Consider the following 13,217-nt stretch of genomic DNA (forward strand, 5'->3'; position numbering starts at 1 on the left):
ACAGCACCCGATAAGCGAGCCACCGCTTATGGGTCGACGGCCCACCGCATTCCTCGTTCTCCGGCGACCCGCTCCGGTCGTCGGACGATGAGACGTGCCTCGATCGAGGGGAACCTATGACATCGAAACCAGGCGCACTCCGCCGACTCCTGCCAGCCACGGTCGTGCTGGTCGTGGTCGCCACGCTGTTCGGCGTCGCGCAGCTACCGGAGGCCTCGGCCGCGGAACGAGCCTCGCTCGCGTCGCGGTTCCACTTCACGAACATGACCATCGCCCTGCCGCCCGGCCTCCCGATGCGGGAGGTACGCCAGGTGAATCCGGCGTACGAGCACATCCGCTCCTGGATCTCCTCGGTCGGCGCGGCGGTGGCGATCAACGATCTCGACGGCCAGAACGTCGCCAACGACCTGTGCCTCGTGGACACCCGCAGCGATTCGGCGGTCGTCACCCCGGCCCCGGGTACGGGCAGCTACGCGCCGTTCGTGCTCAACCCGGCGCCGTTGCCGATGAGCGACACCATGGCGCCGATGGGCTGCACGCCCGGCGACTTCAACCTCGACGGCTGGACCGACCTGCTCGTCTACTACTGGGGGCGTACGCCGGTGGTGTTCCTCAACAACCACGCGTCCGCCACGCTCGCCCTGTCGAACTTCACCCCGACCGAGCTGATCTGGCAGGCGACCGCCCCCGACGGGCGGTACCACGGCCCGGCCTGGAACACCAACGCCGTGGCGGTCGCCGACTTCGACGGTGACGGCAAGCCCGACATCGGCGTGTTCAACTACTTCCCGGACACGGAGGTCCTCAACCCGCAGGGCCAGCCGACCGTCCAGATGAACGACTCGATGTCGTCGGCGAAGAACGCCGGCGGCGCCCACGTCCTGCACTGGAAGTCGGCCACCGACAAGGCGGTCGTCTACGAGGAGCAGTACGCCATCGCGCCCAAGTACGCCACGGGCTGGACGCTCGGCGCGGGCTCCGGTGACCTCGACGGCGACCTGCTGCCCGAGCTCTACCTCGCCAACGACTTCGGCAACGACCGGTTCTTCCACAACGTGTCCACGCCGGGGCAGATCAAGTTCTCCCTCGACCAGGGCACCCGGGGACCGTTCGATCCCAAGTCGCTGGTGGTCGGGCACGACTCGTTCAAGGGCATGAGCATCGAGTTCGGCGACCTGATGTCGACCGGCCGGTTCGACATGTTCGTCAGCAACATCACGACGAGCTGGGGCCTCGAGGAAAGCAACATGGTCTGGTGCAACACCGCCACCAGCCCGGCCGACGCCAAGGCCATGATGGCCGGCGGCGACGCGCCGTTCGAGAACAAGGCCGCCGCGATGAACATGGCCTGGATCGGCTGGGGCTGGGACGCGAAGATGGCCGACTTCGACAACAGCGGGCAGCTGGCCGTGGTGCAGGCGGCCGGCTTCGTCAAGGGCAAGATCAACCGATTCAACTGGCTGCAGGAACTGGCCGCCGCCAACGACCTCATGCTCCAGCAGCCGCAGATGTGGCCGAAGGCCGAACCCGGTGACGACATCGCGGGCTCGCAGCCGTTCGGCTTCTGGGTCAAGGAGACCGACGACGAGCGCTTCGTCAATCTGAGCGCCGATCTCGGGTTTACCGACAGCACCCCGAGCCGGGGAGTCGCCGTCGGCGACGCGGACGGCGACGGCCGTCAGGACTTCGTCGTCGCACGGCAGTGGGGCGCGCCGTCCTACTACCGGAACGACGGCCCGATCGGGAACAACGACTACGTCGGGCTGCGGCTCTACCGGCCGGCGACGTCGGCCGGCGCCACCGCCACCGGCGGCCCGATCGGCACCCCGGCGTACGGGGCGGTCGTGACGGTCACCACCGCCGACGGCAAGAAGCATCTGGCCCAACTCGACGGCGGCGGCGGCCACTCCGGCAAGCGCAGCTTCGACCTGTTCTTCGGGCTGGGGGGCAACGCCGGCAAGCCGGTCTCGGCGCAGGTCCACTGGCGCGACCTCACCGGCGCGGTCCACGTCCAGGCACTGGACCTGACCGCCGGCTGGCACGACATCCTGCTGACCACCGAGGCCAAGGAGGTGCAGGCGCGATGACCCACGTCGAACGGATCAGCACGCCTCCCGTCATCACCAAGACCCCGACCGTCACGACCGCACCGGCGACCGCCGCCGGCTGGGAGCGGCGTACCACGGCCGAACGCCCGCCCAGGGTGGACAACACCGACCCCCGCTACAAGGCGCTGCGCAACTTCGCCATCTCCATGTCCGTCTTCAACATCCTCGGCTACGCCCTCCTCGGCTTCGAACAGCCGTGGACCTGGCCGCTGCTGGCCCTGCTCACCGGCTACACCGCCGAGTTCGTCTTCGAGGCCATCGCGGCCTGGGCGCAACGCCGCGCGCCGGCGTACTCGGGCAACGGCTTCTGGGGCGTCTACACCTTCCTGCTGCCCACGCACATCACCTCGCTCGCGGCCAACATGCTGTTGTACGCGAACACGAAGTTCTGGCCCATCGCGTTCGCCGTCGTGGTCGCGATCGGGCAGAAGTACGTGCTGCAGGCGCCGATCAAGGGCCGGATGCGGCACTTCATGAACCCGTCGAACTTCGGCATCACGATGACGCTGCTGGCGTTCTCGTGGGTCAACGTCGCTCCGCCGTATCACTTCACCGAGAACGTGCCCGACGTGATCCGGGTGATGATCCCGATCATCATCGTCACGGCCGGCACGGTCCTCAACGCGGCGCTGACGAAGAAGGTCGGCCTGATCATGGGCTGGATGGGCTCGTTCGTCATCCAGGCGGTGCTCCGCTGGGCGATCTGGGACGTCGCCATCTGGGGCGCGCTGAGCATCATGACCGGCGTCGCGTTCGTCCTGTTCACCAACTACATGATCACTGACCCGGGTACGACGCCGGGGCCGTTCCGCAACCAGTTCATGTTCGGGGCGAGCGTCGGCACCGTCTACGGCATCCTCATGGTGTTCAACGTCGTCTACACCTTGTTCTTCGCCGTCACCATCGTCTGCCTGCTGCGGGGGGCGTACTGGTGGATCAAGGCGTTGCGGGACAAGCGATCCGGCCGGATGACCTCGATCACCGGCGCCGCGTCCGCCACGGTCTGACACCGGCGATCCCGCGAGCCTGGGTCTGGTCGTCGCCCACGACCAGACCCAGGCCGTACGACTAGTGAGGTTTGGCGAACCGCCACGACAGCCGTCGCGTCACCTCGAGCATGACCAGTGAGCCGACCATCGCGAAGACGGCGATCCACCCGCAGAGGGCGGTCACGATCAGCGTCCCGACCCAGACCGCGGCCAGCGCGGCCGCCGGAATCGAGACGTGCTTTCGCGATCGCATTCGGGTCACGAATTGCGGATCACTGGCGACCAGCTCGTGCTCGATGTCGGCGAGCTGCTGCGCGTCTTTTTCGCTGAGCACTGTGATCACCTCGGTCGGTTGTCCAGTTCGGATAGGCGACTGCGGACTGAAAGAAGCGACGGCACGGCGCCCCTCGCACGGGCGCGGCGCGGTCGACACGGCTCGGTGACCGCATCGAGGCGGTACCAGGGCAACAAACCGTGTTTCCTTATCTGTGCATCATTCCTTTCCGGGGCGTACGCCGTGGTCCATGGAGACCGCAATTACGAAGAAGACCACACCGATTGCGATGCGTATCGTCAGCCGCACCGTGTGGCCTAGTGGAAGGGGAGGGAACGTCATGTCGAACGTGGCCCTGAGTCAGACGGCGCCGGCGGGTGGATTCCTCGCCACACTCAATAGCCGCTATCACCGGATCGGCCTCAACCTGTTCATGGCGATCGTGCTGGCGCACTGGGCAGAACATCTGGTGCAGGCGTACCAGATCTGGGTGCTCGGCTGGCCCCGGCCGCAGTCGCGCGGCGTCCTCGGGCAGTACTTCCCGTGGCTGGTCACCTCGGAGTGGCTGCACTACGGGTACGCGATCGTGATGCTCGTCTTCCTGTTCCTGCTGCGCCCCGGCTTCACCGGCCGGTCGCGTACCTGGTGGACGATCGCGCTGGCGATCCAGTTCTGGCACCACATCGAGCACTTCCTGCTGCTCATCCAAGCGCAGACGCACACGCCGTTCTTCGGCCAGAAGGTGCCGACCAGCATCCTGCAGCTGGTCCTGCCCCGCGTCGAGCTGCACCTGTTCTACAACTCCGTCGTCTTCATCCCGATGATCATCGCGATGTACTTCCACCTCCGGCCCAACCGTGCCGAGCTGGACCGGATGACGTGTACCTGCGCCGTCGAGAAGCGCCGCCCGCGCCGGCTCGCCGAGGTGGGCGCGGCGTGAGGTTCGCCCACCGCGTACGCCGTTTCGCCGTGGTGCTGTCAGCGGGCCTGCTCGTCCTGGCGGCCGCGGGCGGTCCGGCGTACGCGCAGGGACGCCTGACGACGAGCGATCCGCCGGACGGAGCGGCGCTGGCCAGTGCGCCGCGGCAGGTGACCCTGCGCTTCGATGCGCCACCGTCGGCCCCCGATTCCCACGTCGCCGTACGCACCACCGCCGGAACCGATGTGGGCGGCGGCGACCTCGTCGCCACCGGCGACGAGCTGACCCTGCCGGTCTCGATCACCACCGCCGGGGATTACCTGGTCGCCTTCCACGTCGTGTTCGCCGACGGCGGCGAGACCTTCGACGTGGTCCAGTTCAGCGTCGGCACCGGCGCGCCGCCGTCGCCGGCCGCGGCCGCCGTCGTCGAGCAGGCCCGCTACGACGCGTCGGCGCACCAGCACACGGTGGATCCGGTGGGCGCCACGTTTCTGTTCGTGGATCTGCTCGTTCTGTGCTCGGTGCTCGGTCTGCTGTATCTGAAGCGGCCGGGCGCCGTGGGCCGGATCACCGGCCGTGCCAGTGAATCGCCATCGACGCAAGGAGCACACGAATCGTGACCAGTCCCGGAAGAGGCCCGGCGATCAGCTATCCGGCCATCGAGAAGAAGTACGGCAAGTCGATCGACGAATGGATGAAGATCATCGGCACCTCCCCTTTGACGAAGACCGGCGAACTCGTGAACTGGCTCAAGTCGGACCACCAGGTCGGGCACGGCCATGCGATGGCGCTCGTGCACCGCTATCAGCAGGAGACCGCCGGCGCCTAGTGGACGCGGGCCAGACCCGTGCCGCCGGCGGCAGGCTCAAGCCGCTGGCGGCACGGGCAGGCTCGGCACGACCAGTCGCGCAGTCTGCTCGAAGGCGCGGATTCGGGCGGTCTCGCGTACGCGGAGCCAGACCAGCCCCCACTGGAGCGGCGGCGCGTCGTTGAACGGGACGTAGGTGATGTCGGGGCGGGCGTAGTACCGCATCGCCCGGCCACCCTCCGGGTATACGCCCTTTCCCGCGCCGACGAGTGCGAGCATTCCCAGGAAGGTGTCGGCGCCCGGCACGTGAGGGATGGGCCGCCCGCTCGGGGTGTGCCGAGGCGAATGGAACTCGTCCCAACTGTCCAGCATGGCACTGGGGTTTCGCAGCATCCGCACCTCGGCCAAGTCCTCCAAAGACACCGACTCGCGGCGAGCGAAGGGGTGCGCCGCCGGCACTGCGAGCACCTTCGGCTCGGTGAACAGCACTGGACCACCGACGATCTCGGGATGGACGGCCGGCAGGCGGGTCAGCTCCAGATCCACCTGGCCGGTCTGCATCGCCAGGAGGCCGTTGTTGAGCTGAAGCTCCACGATCTCCACGTCGCAGTCGGGGTATCGCAGGCGGAACGTGTCACTCACGGCATGCAGGACGTGGGCCGCGTCGGAGCCGAAATATCCGGCGCGGAGGACTCCGGTGACACCGCGGCCGGCGGCGACGGCGTTCTGGAAGCTCTGCCGGACCAGGTCGTACGCGGGTCGCAGGTCGTCACGCAATTGCCGGCCGATCGGAGTGAGCGTCACTCGGCGGCTGGTGCGGTCGAACAACGGCGCGCCGACCGCGCGCTCCACCTTCCGGATCGTCTGGCTGATCCGGGTGGTGGAGACCGTCAGCCGCTCGGCGGTCCGGCCGAAATGCAGCTCCTCGGCCAGCGTCAGGAATGCCTCGATCTCGTGCCGCTCCAGCATCGGTCACACCTCCCCGCATCGTGAACCATGGCTTCACGATCGTTACACAGGTTCGAGTTGATCAACGACCAGGCCGCGATGGAGAGTAGTGGGGTATTCGTGCGTCTAGGGAGGTTTCATGCCCATCGGCTATGTATTCACCGTGTTCTGCGTCGCGGTGGGCACACTCTTCGCGCTCGCGCCGGTACGCCGCCCGCGGCCGGTCTCCACGGTGAGCTACTTCCTCGGCCTCGCCGTCAACGAGCTGCCGTTCTTTGCCGGCATCTACTGGCTGGGCGTCTCGACGGCGCTGGCGTTCGCCGAGGGGGACATCACCTCGCCGATCGCCTGGGCTGCGGTCGCGTTGGCCGCCATCGCCGCGCTCGGGCTGACCGTCGTCGCGTACCAGGGATGGCGCGACCGCAGCCGCGTCCGGCGCGCGGTGGCCGACGGGCTGGGCGCCGACTGGCGTACGACGATCGACCCCGACCTGGCCGCCAGGCTGCGGCACCGCCTCCCCTGGGCCCGCATCCTGTTCCTGCCCTTCTTCCGGCGCCGGCCGGACGTGCGCCGCGTGGCCAACCTCTCCTACGGCGACGCGGGCCGCCACAACCTGCTCGACGTCTACCATCACCGTTCGCGCCCCACCGGTGCGCCCATCCTGATCCATATGCACGGCGGCCACTACTCCGGCGGCCACAAGAACAGCCAGTCGCTGCCGCTGCTCTACCGGCTCGCCGGCAACGGTTGGGTGTGCATCAGTGCGAACTACCGGCTCCAGCCCCAGCACAAGCACCCGGATCACCTGATCGACTTCAAGAAGGTCATAGCGTGGGCCCGGGAGCACGGCCAGGAGTACGGAGCGGACCCGTCGACGGTGTTCGTCGCGGGCAGCTCGGCCGGCGGGCACATGGCGGCGCTGGCCGCGCTCACCCAGAACGATCCCGCCTACCAGCCCGGCTTCGAGCAGGCCGACACCTCCGTCAGCGCCGCCGTCCTCCTCAATGCCTGGTACGGCACATATTTCGACGATTCGCCGGAGTCCGGACCGGCGAACCACATCACCGCCGACGCGCCGCCGTTCTTCCTGGCCCACGGCGACAAAGACACCCTCGTGCCGCAGGCGGACGCCCGGGAGTTCGCCGACCGTCTGCGCCAAGTGTCGACCGCCCCCATCGTCTACGCCGAGATGAAGGGCGCGCACCACGCCTTCGACTTGTACCACTCACTCCGCTTCGAGGCGGTCGTCGACGCGATCGAGGCGTTCGCGGCCACGGTGAGATCACGGCAGCGGACGCTCCACCGCTGAAGACGACAACCCTGCGCAATCACAGAGATGAAGGCCCGCCGAACCCCCCGCTAGCGTGACAGAGCGATCTTAGTCAATCACTCTGGGAGGCTGTCGATGGTGGAGCGGCGCATTCACACCGAGGATGAGCACGGAATCGCCCCCGACGGGCTCGGTCTCGACGACGACTACGCCGGCGAGCGTGATCTGCCGGTTCAGCAGGTGCGGTCGGCCGACGGCACGCTCATCGCCTATGAGAGGTCGGGCCGGGGTGAGCCGGTCGTCGTCCTCGGCGGGGGCCTGAACGACCGGGGGATGTTCTACCCGTTCGCGAACCTCATGTCCGAGAACTTCACCGTGTACAACTGCGACCGGCGCGGGCGCGGCGACAGTGGCATGGGCGACCTCGACGGCTATGTGATCGAGCGCGAGGTCGAGGACCTCGCGGCGGTGGTCGAGGCGGTCGAGAAGGACACTGGGCAGACGCCGTACGTGTTCGCCAACTGCACCGGCGGTCAGATCGTCATCCTCGCCGCCGCGGCCGGGGTGCCGATGAAGAAGCTGGGCCTTTACGAGCCCCCGTACTGGTCGCGTCCGGCCACCACCGAGCAGATCGAGGAGATCCGGCGGCTCAACGAGGCCGGGGACCACGACGGCGCGGTGGCCTTGTTCGGCCGCGACGTCGTCGGCTTCGTCACCGACGAGACGATCGACGGCTTCCGTCAGCATCCGGCGTGGCAGGCGTTCCTGGCCAACGCGCCGTCGACCTACTACGACGCGATCATCAGCCGCGACCACACGCAGATACCGCACGAGGCACTGGCGAAGATCAGCGCGCCGACCCTCATCATCCGGGGCGAGCTGACCGTGCGCGGCATCTTCGACGCGATGGAGAAGGTCGTCGACGAGCTGGCCGACGCGAAGCTCGTCACGATGGAGGAGGTCGGGCACCTCTACGACCAGAAGCGGGTCGCGCCGATCATGACCGAGTTCTTCCAGTCCTGAGGCGAAGCGATGACCGACACGACTGCAGAGCCGGCGATCCGCTGCCCGATGGCCCTGTCCCGGACCCGGTCCGGGCTGGACGTCTCCGACGAGCTGTCCCGCGTCCGCGACTCGGGCGAACTCGCGCAGGTCACCACCGCCTTCGGTCAGGAGGCGACGCTGATCAGCCGGTACGCCGAAGTCCGCGCGCAGCTCGCCGACACCGAGGGGTTCTTCGTCGGCACCGTGCCGCCGCCGCCGGCGTTGACCGACGCCGGATTCGACCCGGAGAAGATCCGCCGCCGGCGCAAGGTCGGCAACCTGATCTTCCTCGACCCGCCGGAGCACACCCGGCTGCGCAAGATGGTCCACGCCTGGTTCACCACCCGCCGCGTCGAGCGACTGCGACCGCGGGTCGTCGAGATCATCCACACCGCCCTGGACGCCATGGAGAAGGCCGGTCCGCCGGTCGACCTCGTGACCATGTTCGCCAAGACCGTGCCGGTCATGGTGATCTGCGAGCTGATCGGCGTGCCGGAGGCCGACCGGGAACGCTTCCGCAGCAAGGCCTCCCGGGTCTCCGACGACTCGTCGCCGCTGGCCGAGCTGCGCCGGCTCGGCGACGCCGGCTGGGTGACCCGGGAACTCATCAACCACCATCGGGCCAACCCGAGCGACGACATCCTCGGCATGCTCCTTCGTGAGCACGGTGCGGGCAGCGAGGCCGACGACATCACCGACGACGAACTCGTCGGCCTGGCCAACGCGCTGCTCATCGCCGGGCACGAGACGACGACGCAGATGCTGTCCCTGGGTACGCTCGCCCTCCTGCGCCATCCCGACCAGCTGGCCATGATGCGGGACGACCCCGACGTCGTGCCCGGCGCGGTCGAGGAACTGCTGCGCTACCTGGGCGTGCTCCACGGTGGCTTCGTCCGTCAGGCCACCCGCGACACCGTCATCGGCGAGCACACCTTCCGCGAAGGCGACCTCGTCGTCCCGGCCCTTGCGGCGGCGAACCGGGATCCGGAGTACATCCAGGACGGTGACCGGCTCGACATCACCCGGGTGCCGTCGGGTCACCTCGCCTTCGGCCACGGCGTGCACTTCTGCATCGGTGCGCCGCTGGCCCGGATGGAGCTGCGGGAGGCGTACCCGGCGTTGCTCAACCGGTTCCCGGGGCTGCGCCTGGCGGTGCCCGAGTCCGAACTCCAGTTCAGCGACGACACCACCGTGTACGCCTTGAAAAGCCTGCCCGTCACCTGGTGAAGAAGGGGGAACCATGTCGGAGTACGACAACCAAGTGGGGGAGGGCGTGCAGCCCCCGGCGAAGGTGCTCGTCATCGGCGCCGCCGGGTACGCCGGCACGCATACCGCGCGCGCCTTCCTCCAGGCCGGTTACCAGGTCACGTGCCTGCAGCGGCCAGGCGGCAAGACCATCCCCAGCCGTTATCCGACGGTGCCTGGGGATCTGACCGACCCGGCGTCGCTGACCGAGGCCGCACGCGGCTTCGACCTCGTCGTCAACCTCGGCGCGATCCTCGACGAGGACCAGGATCTCGCCTCGGTCGACGGCCTGCTCGCGTCGGGCGTACCGCTGATCTACACCTCCGGCTCGGACGTCTCCGGTGAGGGCTACACCACCGAGGACACCGTCCCGATCCCGCATCCGTTCGTCGGCTGGCGGGACAAGGTGGAACGGCGCGTCATCGACGGCGGCGGCATCATCGTGCGGCCGGGCCTCATCTACGGCAACGGCGGCGGCGTCGTGGGCGATCGCTGGATCCCGCTGCGTGACCGGGTCGGCGCCGGCGTCTACCTCGGTGAGCCCGGCGTACGCTGGGGCGCCGTCCACGTCGAGGACCTGGCCTGGTTGTACGTGGCGATCGCCAAGCGGGCCGCGCCGCGCACCTACTGGTACGGCGTGTCCGAGAACATCGAGGTCGACGTCATCGCCGACGTCGTCGGCGGAGGCAAGACGATGTCCTGGTCGCTTGACGAGGAACCGCCGCCGGAGATCGCGATCTTCGCCGGGCTGTTCCGGCTCGACCAGGAATGCTCGGCGGTGAAGACGCGGCACGCGCTCGGCTGGAATCCGGTGCACACCTCGCTCGTCGAGGCGCTGCGCCACGAACTGCGCCGCGAGCCGAAGACGGACTGGCGCCGGGAGATGCTCGACGCGTGACCGCCCGGCTCACTGTGTCCGATCGCGATATCCGGGATAACGTTGCCTTCCCGCCCGTCGAGGGGACGTTATCCCGGATATCGCGAGACACGAGCGCCGTCAGGCCGGGTAGCGGTCGTGGTAGCGCACCGCGACGCTGTCCGGGCCGTCCATCTGCCGCCCCAGCGGCGTCAGGTCCAGGTAGTTGAACGTGTTGTGCAGGATGTCGTTCTCCCACCCGTACGACGAATAGGTGTGGAACACGTCCGCGCCGTCGCGCAGGAACACGCTGACCGCGCCCTGCTCGCCCTCGGTGAAGAAGGACTGGCCCTCGGCGAGCAGCGTCGCCTTGTCCTTGTAGTTGTACTCGACCGGGGCGATCGCCTCGTCGAGGGTGACGTGGAAGTCGTAGTTGAAGTCCGAGCCGAACGACGAGTACCACGGCATCGGCCAGCCCATGCGCTCGCGATGCCGCTGCAACTTCTCCAGCGGCGCGCGGGACACGATGGCGAACGTCGTGTTCCGCGCGTGCAGATGCGCGAGGTGTCCGACGTTGTCCATGAGGAATGAGCAGAACCGGCAGCCCTCGTCCCAGGCCGGGTCGAACATCATGTGGTAGACGATCAGCTGCCGCCGGCCGTCGAACAGCTCGGCCAGCGACACGGTGCCCTGGTCGCCCTCGAAGACGTATTTCTTGTCGACCCGCACCATCGGCAGCTGCTGCCGTTCGGCGGTCGCGGCCCGCCGGGCCTCGTTCGCCGCCGTCTCGGCGGCCAGCAGAGCCTTGCGGGCGGTCAGCCACTTCTCGGGGCTGACGACAGTCGGTAGACGCATGAAACCTTCCCTTTGGTTCGGCCCGATGATCCGGTTTTCCGCCTCATTAGTGAGTCGGAGCCGGATGCCGGATTTCGACATCCGGGCGGATCCATCGACCCGCGTGGCACCGTTGCCCACCCCTGGAGGATGCTCTAGCCTCGGTCGGGTGGCCGGACCCGTGGAGGGTCAGCTCGCTGGATGTCGAAATCCGCCTCTTTGTTCCGACTTATTTGATGAGAGGCGCCGACACCGGCGCCGGAGCGTAGGGGTGAAGCATGAAGTATGTCGTCCTGATCCACAGCAACCCGGCCAGCTGGGTCCACCCGATGTTCCTGCACCAGCACGAGCCGCTGGAGCCGGAGGCGCGCGAGACCAAGCTCAAGGAGTTCGCCGCCCTCATGACGGAGATCCACCAGTCCGGCGAACTGGTCGAGTCGGCCGCCCTCGACGCGCCGTCGACCACCAAGACGCTGCGTATCCGCGACGAGCAGCTCACCGTCACCGACGGCCCGTTCGTCGACGTCAAGGAGCACCTGGCCGGATTCTTCCTGATCGACGTGGCCAGCGAGGAGCGGGCGATCGAGATCGCGTCGCGGATGCCCGACGCCCGGTACGGGACCGTCGAACTGCGGCCGCTCGCGGATCTGTCCGACATGGAGAGGTGATGGTCCCGGAGGACCTGCTGCGCGGACTCGTGCCGCAGGTCCTCAGCGTACTCGTCCGTCGGTACGGCAACTTCGACGCGTGCGAGGACGCGGTCCAGGAGGCCCTGCTCGCGGCCGTGGTGCAATGGCCGGAGCAGGGCATACCCGACTCTCCGGCGGCCTGGCTGATCACCGTCGCCGGCCGCCGCCTCACCGACCTCCAGCGCAGTGAGGCCGCGCGCCAGCATCGCGAGGCGACCTCAGCCGCGTTGACGCCCCGCGACGAGTTCGTCACCATCGGCCCGGGTGACGACCAGTCCCGCGGCGACGACACGCTCGTCCTGCTGCTGCTCTGCTGCCATCCGGCGCTGTCCCGGCCGTCGGCGATGGCGCTCACCCTCCGGGCCGTCGGCGGCCTCACCACCACCCAGATCGCCCACGCGTTCATGGTCCCGGACGCCACCATGGGCCAGCGGATCAGCCGGGCCAAGCAGCAGATCAAGGCGGCCGGGGCGAGCTTCCGCCTGCCGACCGGCCCCGATCTGCACGACCGGCTCCGCGTGGTGCGCCACGTCCTGTACCTCATCTTCAACGAGGGCTACACCGCCACCTCCGGCCCCGACCTGCGCCGGCCCGACCTGACCGCCGAAGCCATCCGGCTCACCCGCGAACTGCACCGGCTGCTGCCCGACGACGGCGAAGTCGCCGGGCTCCTCGCGCTCATGCTGCTCACCGACGCGCGCAGCTCCGCGCGTACCGGGCCGGACGGCACCCTGATCGCGCTGGCCGACCAGGACCGGACAAAGTGGAATCAGGACCAGATCGCCGAGGGCACGGCACTGGTCACGCAGACCCTCAGCGCGGCGCCCATCGGCCCCTACCAGCTCCAAGCCGCGATCGCCGCGGTCCACGACGAGGCGGCGCGCGCCGAGGACACCGACTGGCCCCAGATCCTCGTCCTCTACGAACTGCTCGAACAGGTCTGGCCCAACCCCATGGTCCGGCTCAACAAGGCGGTCGCCCTGGCGATGGCCGACGGCCCCGCGGCCGGCCTCGAGCTGCTGGCCACGCTCGACTCCGACGAGCGCATCGCGGGTGGTCACCGTCTTCAAGCGGTACGCGCACATCTGCTGGAACTGGCCGGCGACGTGCCGGCGGCGCTGACGGCGTACGAGGAGGCCGCCCGGCGCGCGACGAGTCTGCCGGAGCGCCGCTATCTGGAGGACCGAGCCGCCCGCCTCCACGAATGAGCCCCGGCCGACGGAGATGGCCGGG

The 13,217-nt window shown here is 68.5% G+C and carries 14 protein-coding genes; 11 read left to right on the plus strand and 3 right to left on the minus strand.

Features of this window, described 5'->3' with window-relative positions:
• The first annotated feature begins 116 nt into the window (after positions 1–116).
• Together AB0H43_RS20855 and AB0H43_RS20860 are read left to right on the plus strand one after the other, a co-directional pair.
• A complete protein-coding gene (locus AB0H43_RS20855; RefSeq protein WP_360001326.1) occupies positions 117–2,087 on the plus strand; it encodes a CRTAC1 family protein in 1,971 nt (656 codons plus the stop codon).
• Positions 2,084–3,115, plus strand: coding sequence for an enediyne biosynthesis protein (locus AB0H43_RS20860; RefSeq protein ID WP_360001328.1), 1,032 nt, complete (start codon positions 2,084–2,086; stop codon positions 3,113–3,115). The genes AB0H43_RS20855 and AB0H43_RS20860 overlap by 4 nt, the downstream gene beginning before the upstream one ends.
• 61 nt (positions 3,116–3,176) lie before the next feature.
• Here the strand turns inward: AB0H43_RS20860 and AB0H43_RS20865 are convergent, their stop codons facing one another.
• Entirely contained in the window at positions 3,177–3,431 is a 255-nt protein-coding gene (locus tag AB0H43_RS20865) for a DUF3040 domain-containing protein (RefSeq protein WP_360001330.1), read from the minus strand.
• 280 nt (positions 3,432–3,711) lie between these two features.
• On the opposite strand from AB0H43_RS20865, the gene AB0H43_RS20870 reads away from it, so the two are divergent.
• The 3 genes from AB0H43_RS20870 to AB0H43_RS20880 are packed head-to-tail and all read left to right on the plus strand — an operon-like array spanning position 3,712 to position 5,119.
• Positions 3,712–4,311: a hypothetical protein gene (locus AB0H43_RS20870; RefSeq protein ID WP_360001332.1), complete on the plus strand. Its 600-nt coding sequence runs from the start codon at positions 3,712–3,714 to the stop codon at positions 4,309–4,311.
• The gene (locus AB0H43_RS20875) at positions 4,308–4,910 is read left to right on the plus strand and encodes a copper resistance CopC family protein (RefSeq protein WP_360001334.1); all 603 of its coding nucleotides are present in this window, start codon (positions 4,308–4,310) and stop codon (positions 4,908–4,910) included. The genes AB0H43_RS20870 and AB0H43_RS20875 overlap by 4 nt, the downstream gene beginning before the upstream one ends.
• On the plus strand, positions 4,907–5,119 hold the full coding sequence (locus AB0H43_RS20880; RefSeq protein WP_360001336.1) for a DUF4287 domain-containing protein: 213 nt from the start codon (positions 4,907–4,909) through the stop codon (positions 5,117–5,119). Before AB0H43_RS20875 ends, AB0H43_RS20880 begins: the two co-directional genes overlap by 4 nt.
• A gap of 36 nt (positions 5,120–5,155) precedes the next feature.
• Here the strand turns inward: AB0H43_RS20880 and AB0H43_RS20885 are convergent, their stop codons facing one another.
• Positions 5,156–6,067, minus strand: a complete 912-nt coding sequence (locus AB0H43_RS20885; RefSeq protein ID WP_360001338.1) for a LysR family transcriptional regulator — start codon at positions 6,065–6,067, stop codon at positions 5,156–5,158.
• A 118-nt stretch (positions 6,068–6,185) separates the two neighbouring features.
• Between AB0H43_RS20885 and AB0H43_RS20890 the strand changes: the two genes are divergently transcribed.
• The 4 genes from AB0H43_RS20890 (at position 6,186) to AB0H43_RS20905 (ending at position 10,503) form a co-directional block, all read left to right on the plus strand.
• Positions 6,186–7,355 carry an alpha/beta hydrolase gene (locus AB0H43_RS20890; RefSeq protein ID WP_360001340.1) on the plus strand — a complete coding sequence of 390 codons (1,170 nt, stop codon included), beginning with the start codon at positions 6,186–6,188 and terminating at the stop codon, positions 7,353–7,355.
• A 99-nt stretch (positions 7,356–7,454) separates the two neighbouring features.
• Positions 7,455–8,339 carry an alpha/beta hydrolase gene (locus tag AB0H43_RS20895; RefSeq protein ID WP_360001342.1) on the plus strand — a complete coding sequence of 295 codons (885 nt, stop codon included), beginning with the start codon at positions 7,455–7,457 and terminating at the stop codon, positions 8,337–8,339.
• Positions 8,340–8,348: 9 nt separating this feature from the next.
• Positions 8,349–9,587 (plus strand): cytochrome P450, encoded by a 1,239-nt coding sequence (locus AB0H43_RS20900; protein ID WP_360001344.1) that lies wholly within the window; start codon positions 8,349–8,351, stop codon positions 9,585–9,587.
• 13 nt (positions 9,588–9,600) lie between these two features.
• Entirely contained in the window at positions 9,601–10,503 is a 903-nt protein-coding gene (locus AB0H43_RS20905) for an NAD-dependent epimerase/dehydratase family protein (RefSeq protein ID WP_360001346.1), read from the plus strand.
• 99 nt (positions 10,504–10,602) lie between these two features.
• Here the strand turns inward: AB0H43_RS20905 and AB0H43_RS20910 are convergent, their stop codons facing one another.
• The gene (locus tag AB0H43_RS20910) at positions 10,603–11,316 is read right to left on the minus strand and encodes a DUF899 domain-containing protein (RefSeq protein WP_360001348.1); all 714 of its coding nucleotides are present in this window, start codon (positions 11,314–11,316) and stop codon (positions 10,603–10,605) included.
• Between the two features lie 257 nt (positions 11,317–11,573).
• Here AB0H43_RS20910 and AB0H43_RS20915 point away from each other — a divergent pair, with 257 nt between their 5' ends.
• Together AB0H43_RS20915 and AB0H43_RS20920 are read left to right on the plus strand one after the other, a co-directional pair.
• On the plus strand, positions 11,574–11,963 hold the full coding sequence (locus tag AB0H43_RS20915) for a YciI family protein (RefSeq protein ID WP_360001350.1): 390 nt from the start codon (positions 11,574–11,576) through the stop codon (positions 11,961–11,963).
• A complete protein-coding gene (locus AB0H43_RS20920; protein ID WP_360001352.1) occupies positions 11,963–13,192 on the plus strand; it encodes a DUF6596 domain-containing protein in 1,230 nt (409 codons plus the stop codon). The genes AB0H43_RS20915 and AB0H43_RS20920 overlap by 1 nt, the downstream gene beginning before the upstream one ends.
• Positions 13,193–13,217 lie beyond the last annotated feature (25 nt).

The organism is Hamadaea sp. NPDC050747, from assembly GCF_040654195.1.
In the GTDB taxonomy this organism is placed as follows: Bacteria; Actinomycetota; Actinomycetes; order Mycobacteriales; family Micromonosporaceae; genus Hamadaea.

Excerpts from the sequence above, each read along its gene's own strand:
- AB0H43_RS20910 (WP_360001348.1), bottom strand. The coding sequence starts at position 11,316 with ATGCGTCTACCGACTGTCGTCAGCCCCGAGAAGTGGCTGACCGCCCGC.
- AB0H43_RS20905 (WP_360001346.1), top strand. The coding sequence starts at position 9,601 with ATGTCGGAGTACGACAACCAAGTGGGGGAGGGCGTGCAGCCCCCGGCG.
- AB0H43_RS20870 (WP_360001332.1), top strand. The coding sequence starts at position 3,712 with ATGTCGAACGTGGCCCTGAGTCAGACGGCGCCGGCGGGTGGATTCCTC.
- AB0H43_RS20860 (WP_360001328.1), top strand. The coding sequence starts at position 2,084 with ATGACCCACGTCGAACGGATCAGCACGCCTCCCGTCATCACCAAGACC.
- AB0H43_RS20855 (WP_360001326.1), top strand. The coding sequence starts at position 117 with ATGACATCGAAACCAGGCGCACTCCGCCGACTCCTGCCAGCCACGGTC.
- AB0H43_RS20900 (WP_360001344.1), top strand. The coding sequence starts at position 8,349 with ATGACCGACACGACTGCAGAGCCGGCGATCCGCTGCCCGATGGCCCTG.
- AB0H43_RS20920 (WP_360001352.1), top strand. The coding sequence starts at position 11,963 with ATGGTCCCGGAGGACCTGCTGCGCGGACTCGTGCCGCAGGTCCTCAGC.
- AB0H43_RS20890 (WP_360001340.1), top strand. The coding sequence starts at position 6,186 with ATGCCCATCGGCTATGTATTCACCGTGTTCTGCGTCGCGGTGGGCACA.
- AB0H43_RS20915 (WP_360001350.1), top strand. The coding sequence starts at position 11,574 with ATGAAGTATGTCGTCCTGATCCACAGCAACCCGGCCAGCTGGGTCCAC.
- AB0H43_RS20885 (WP_360001338.1), bottom strand. The coding sequence starts at position 6,067 with ATGCTGGAGCGGCACGAGATCGAGGCATTCCTGACGCTGGCCGAGGAG.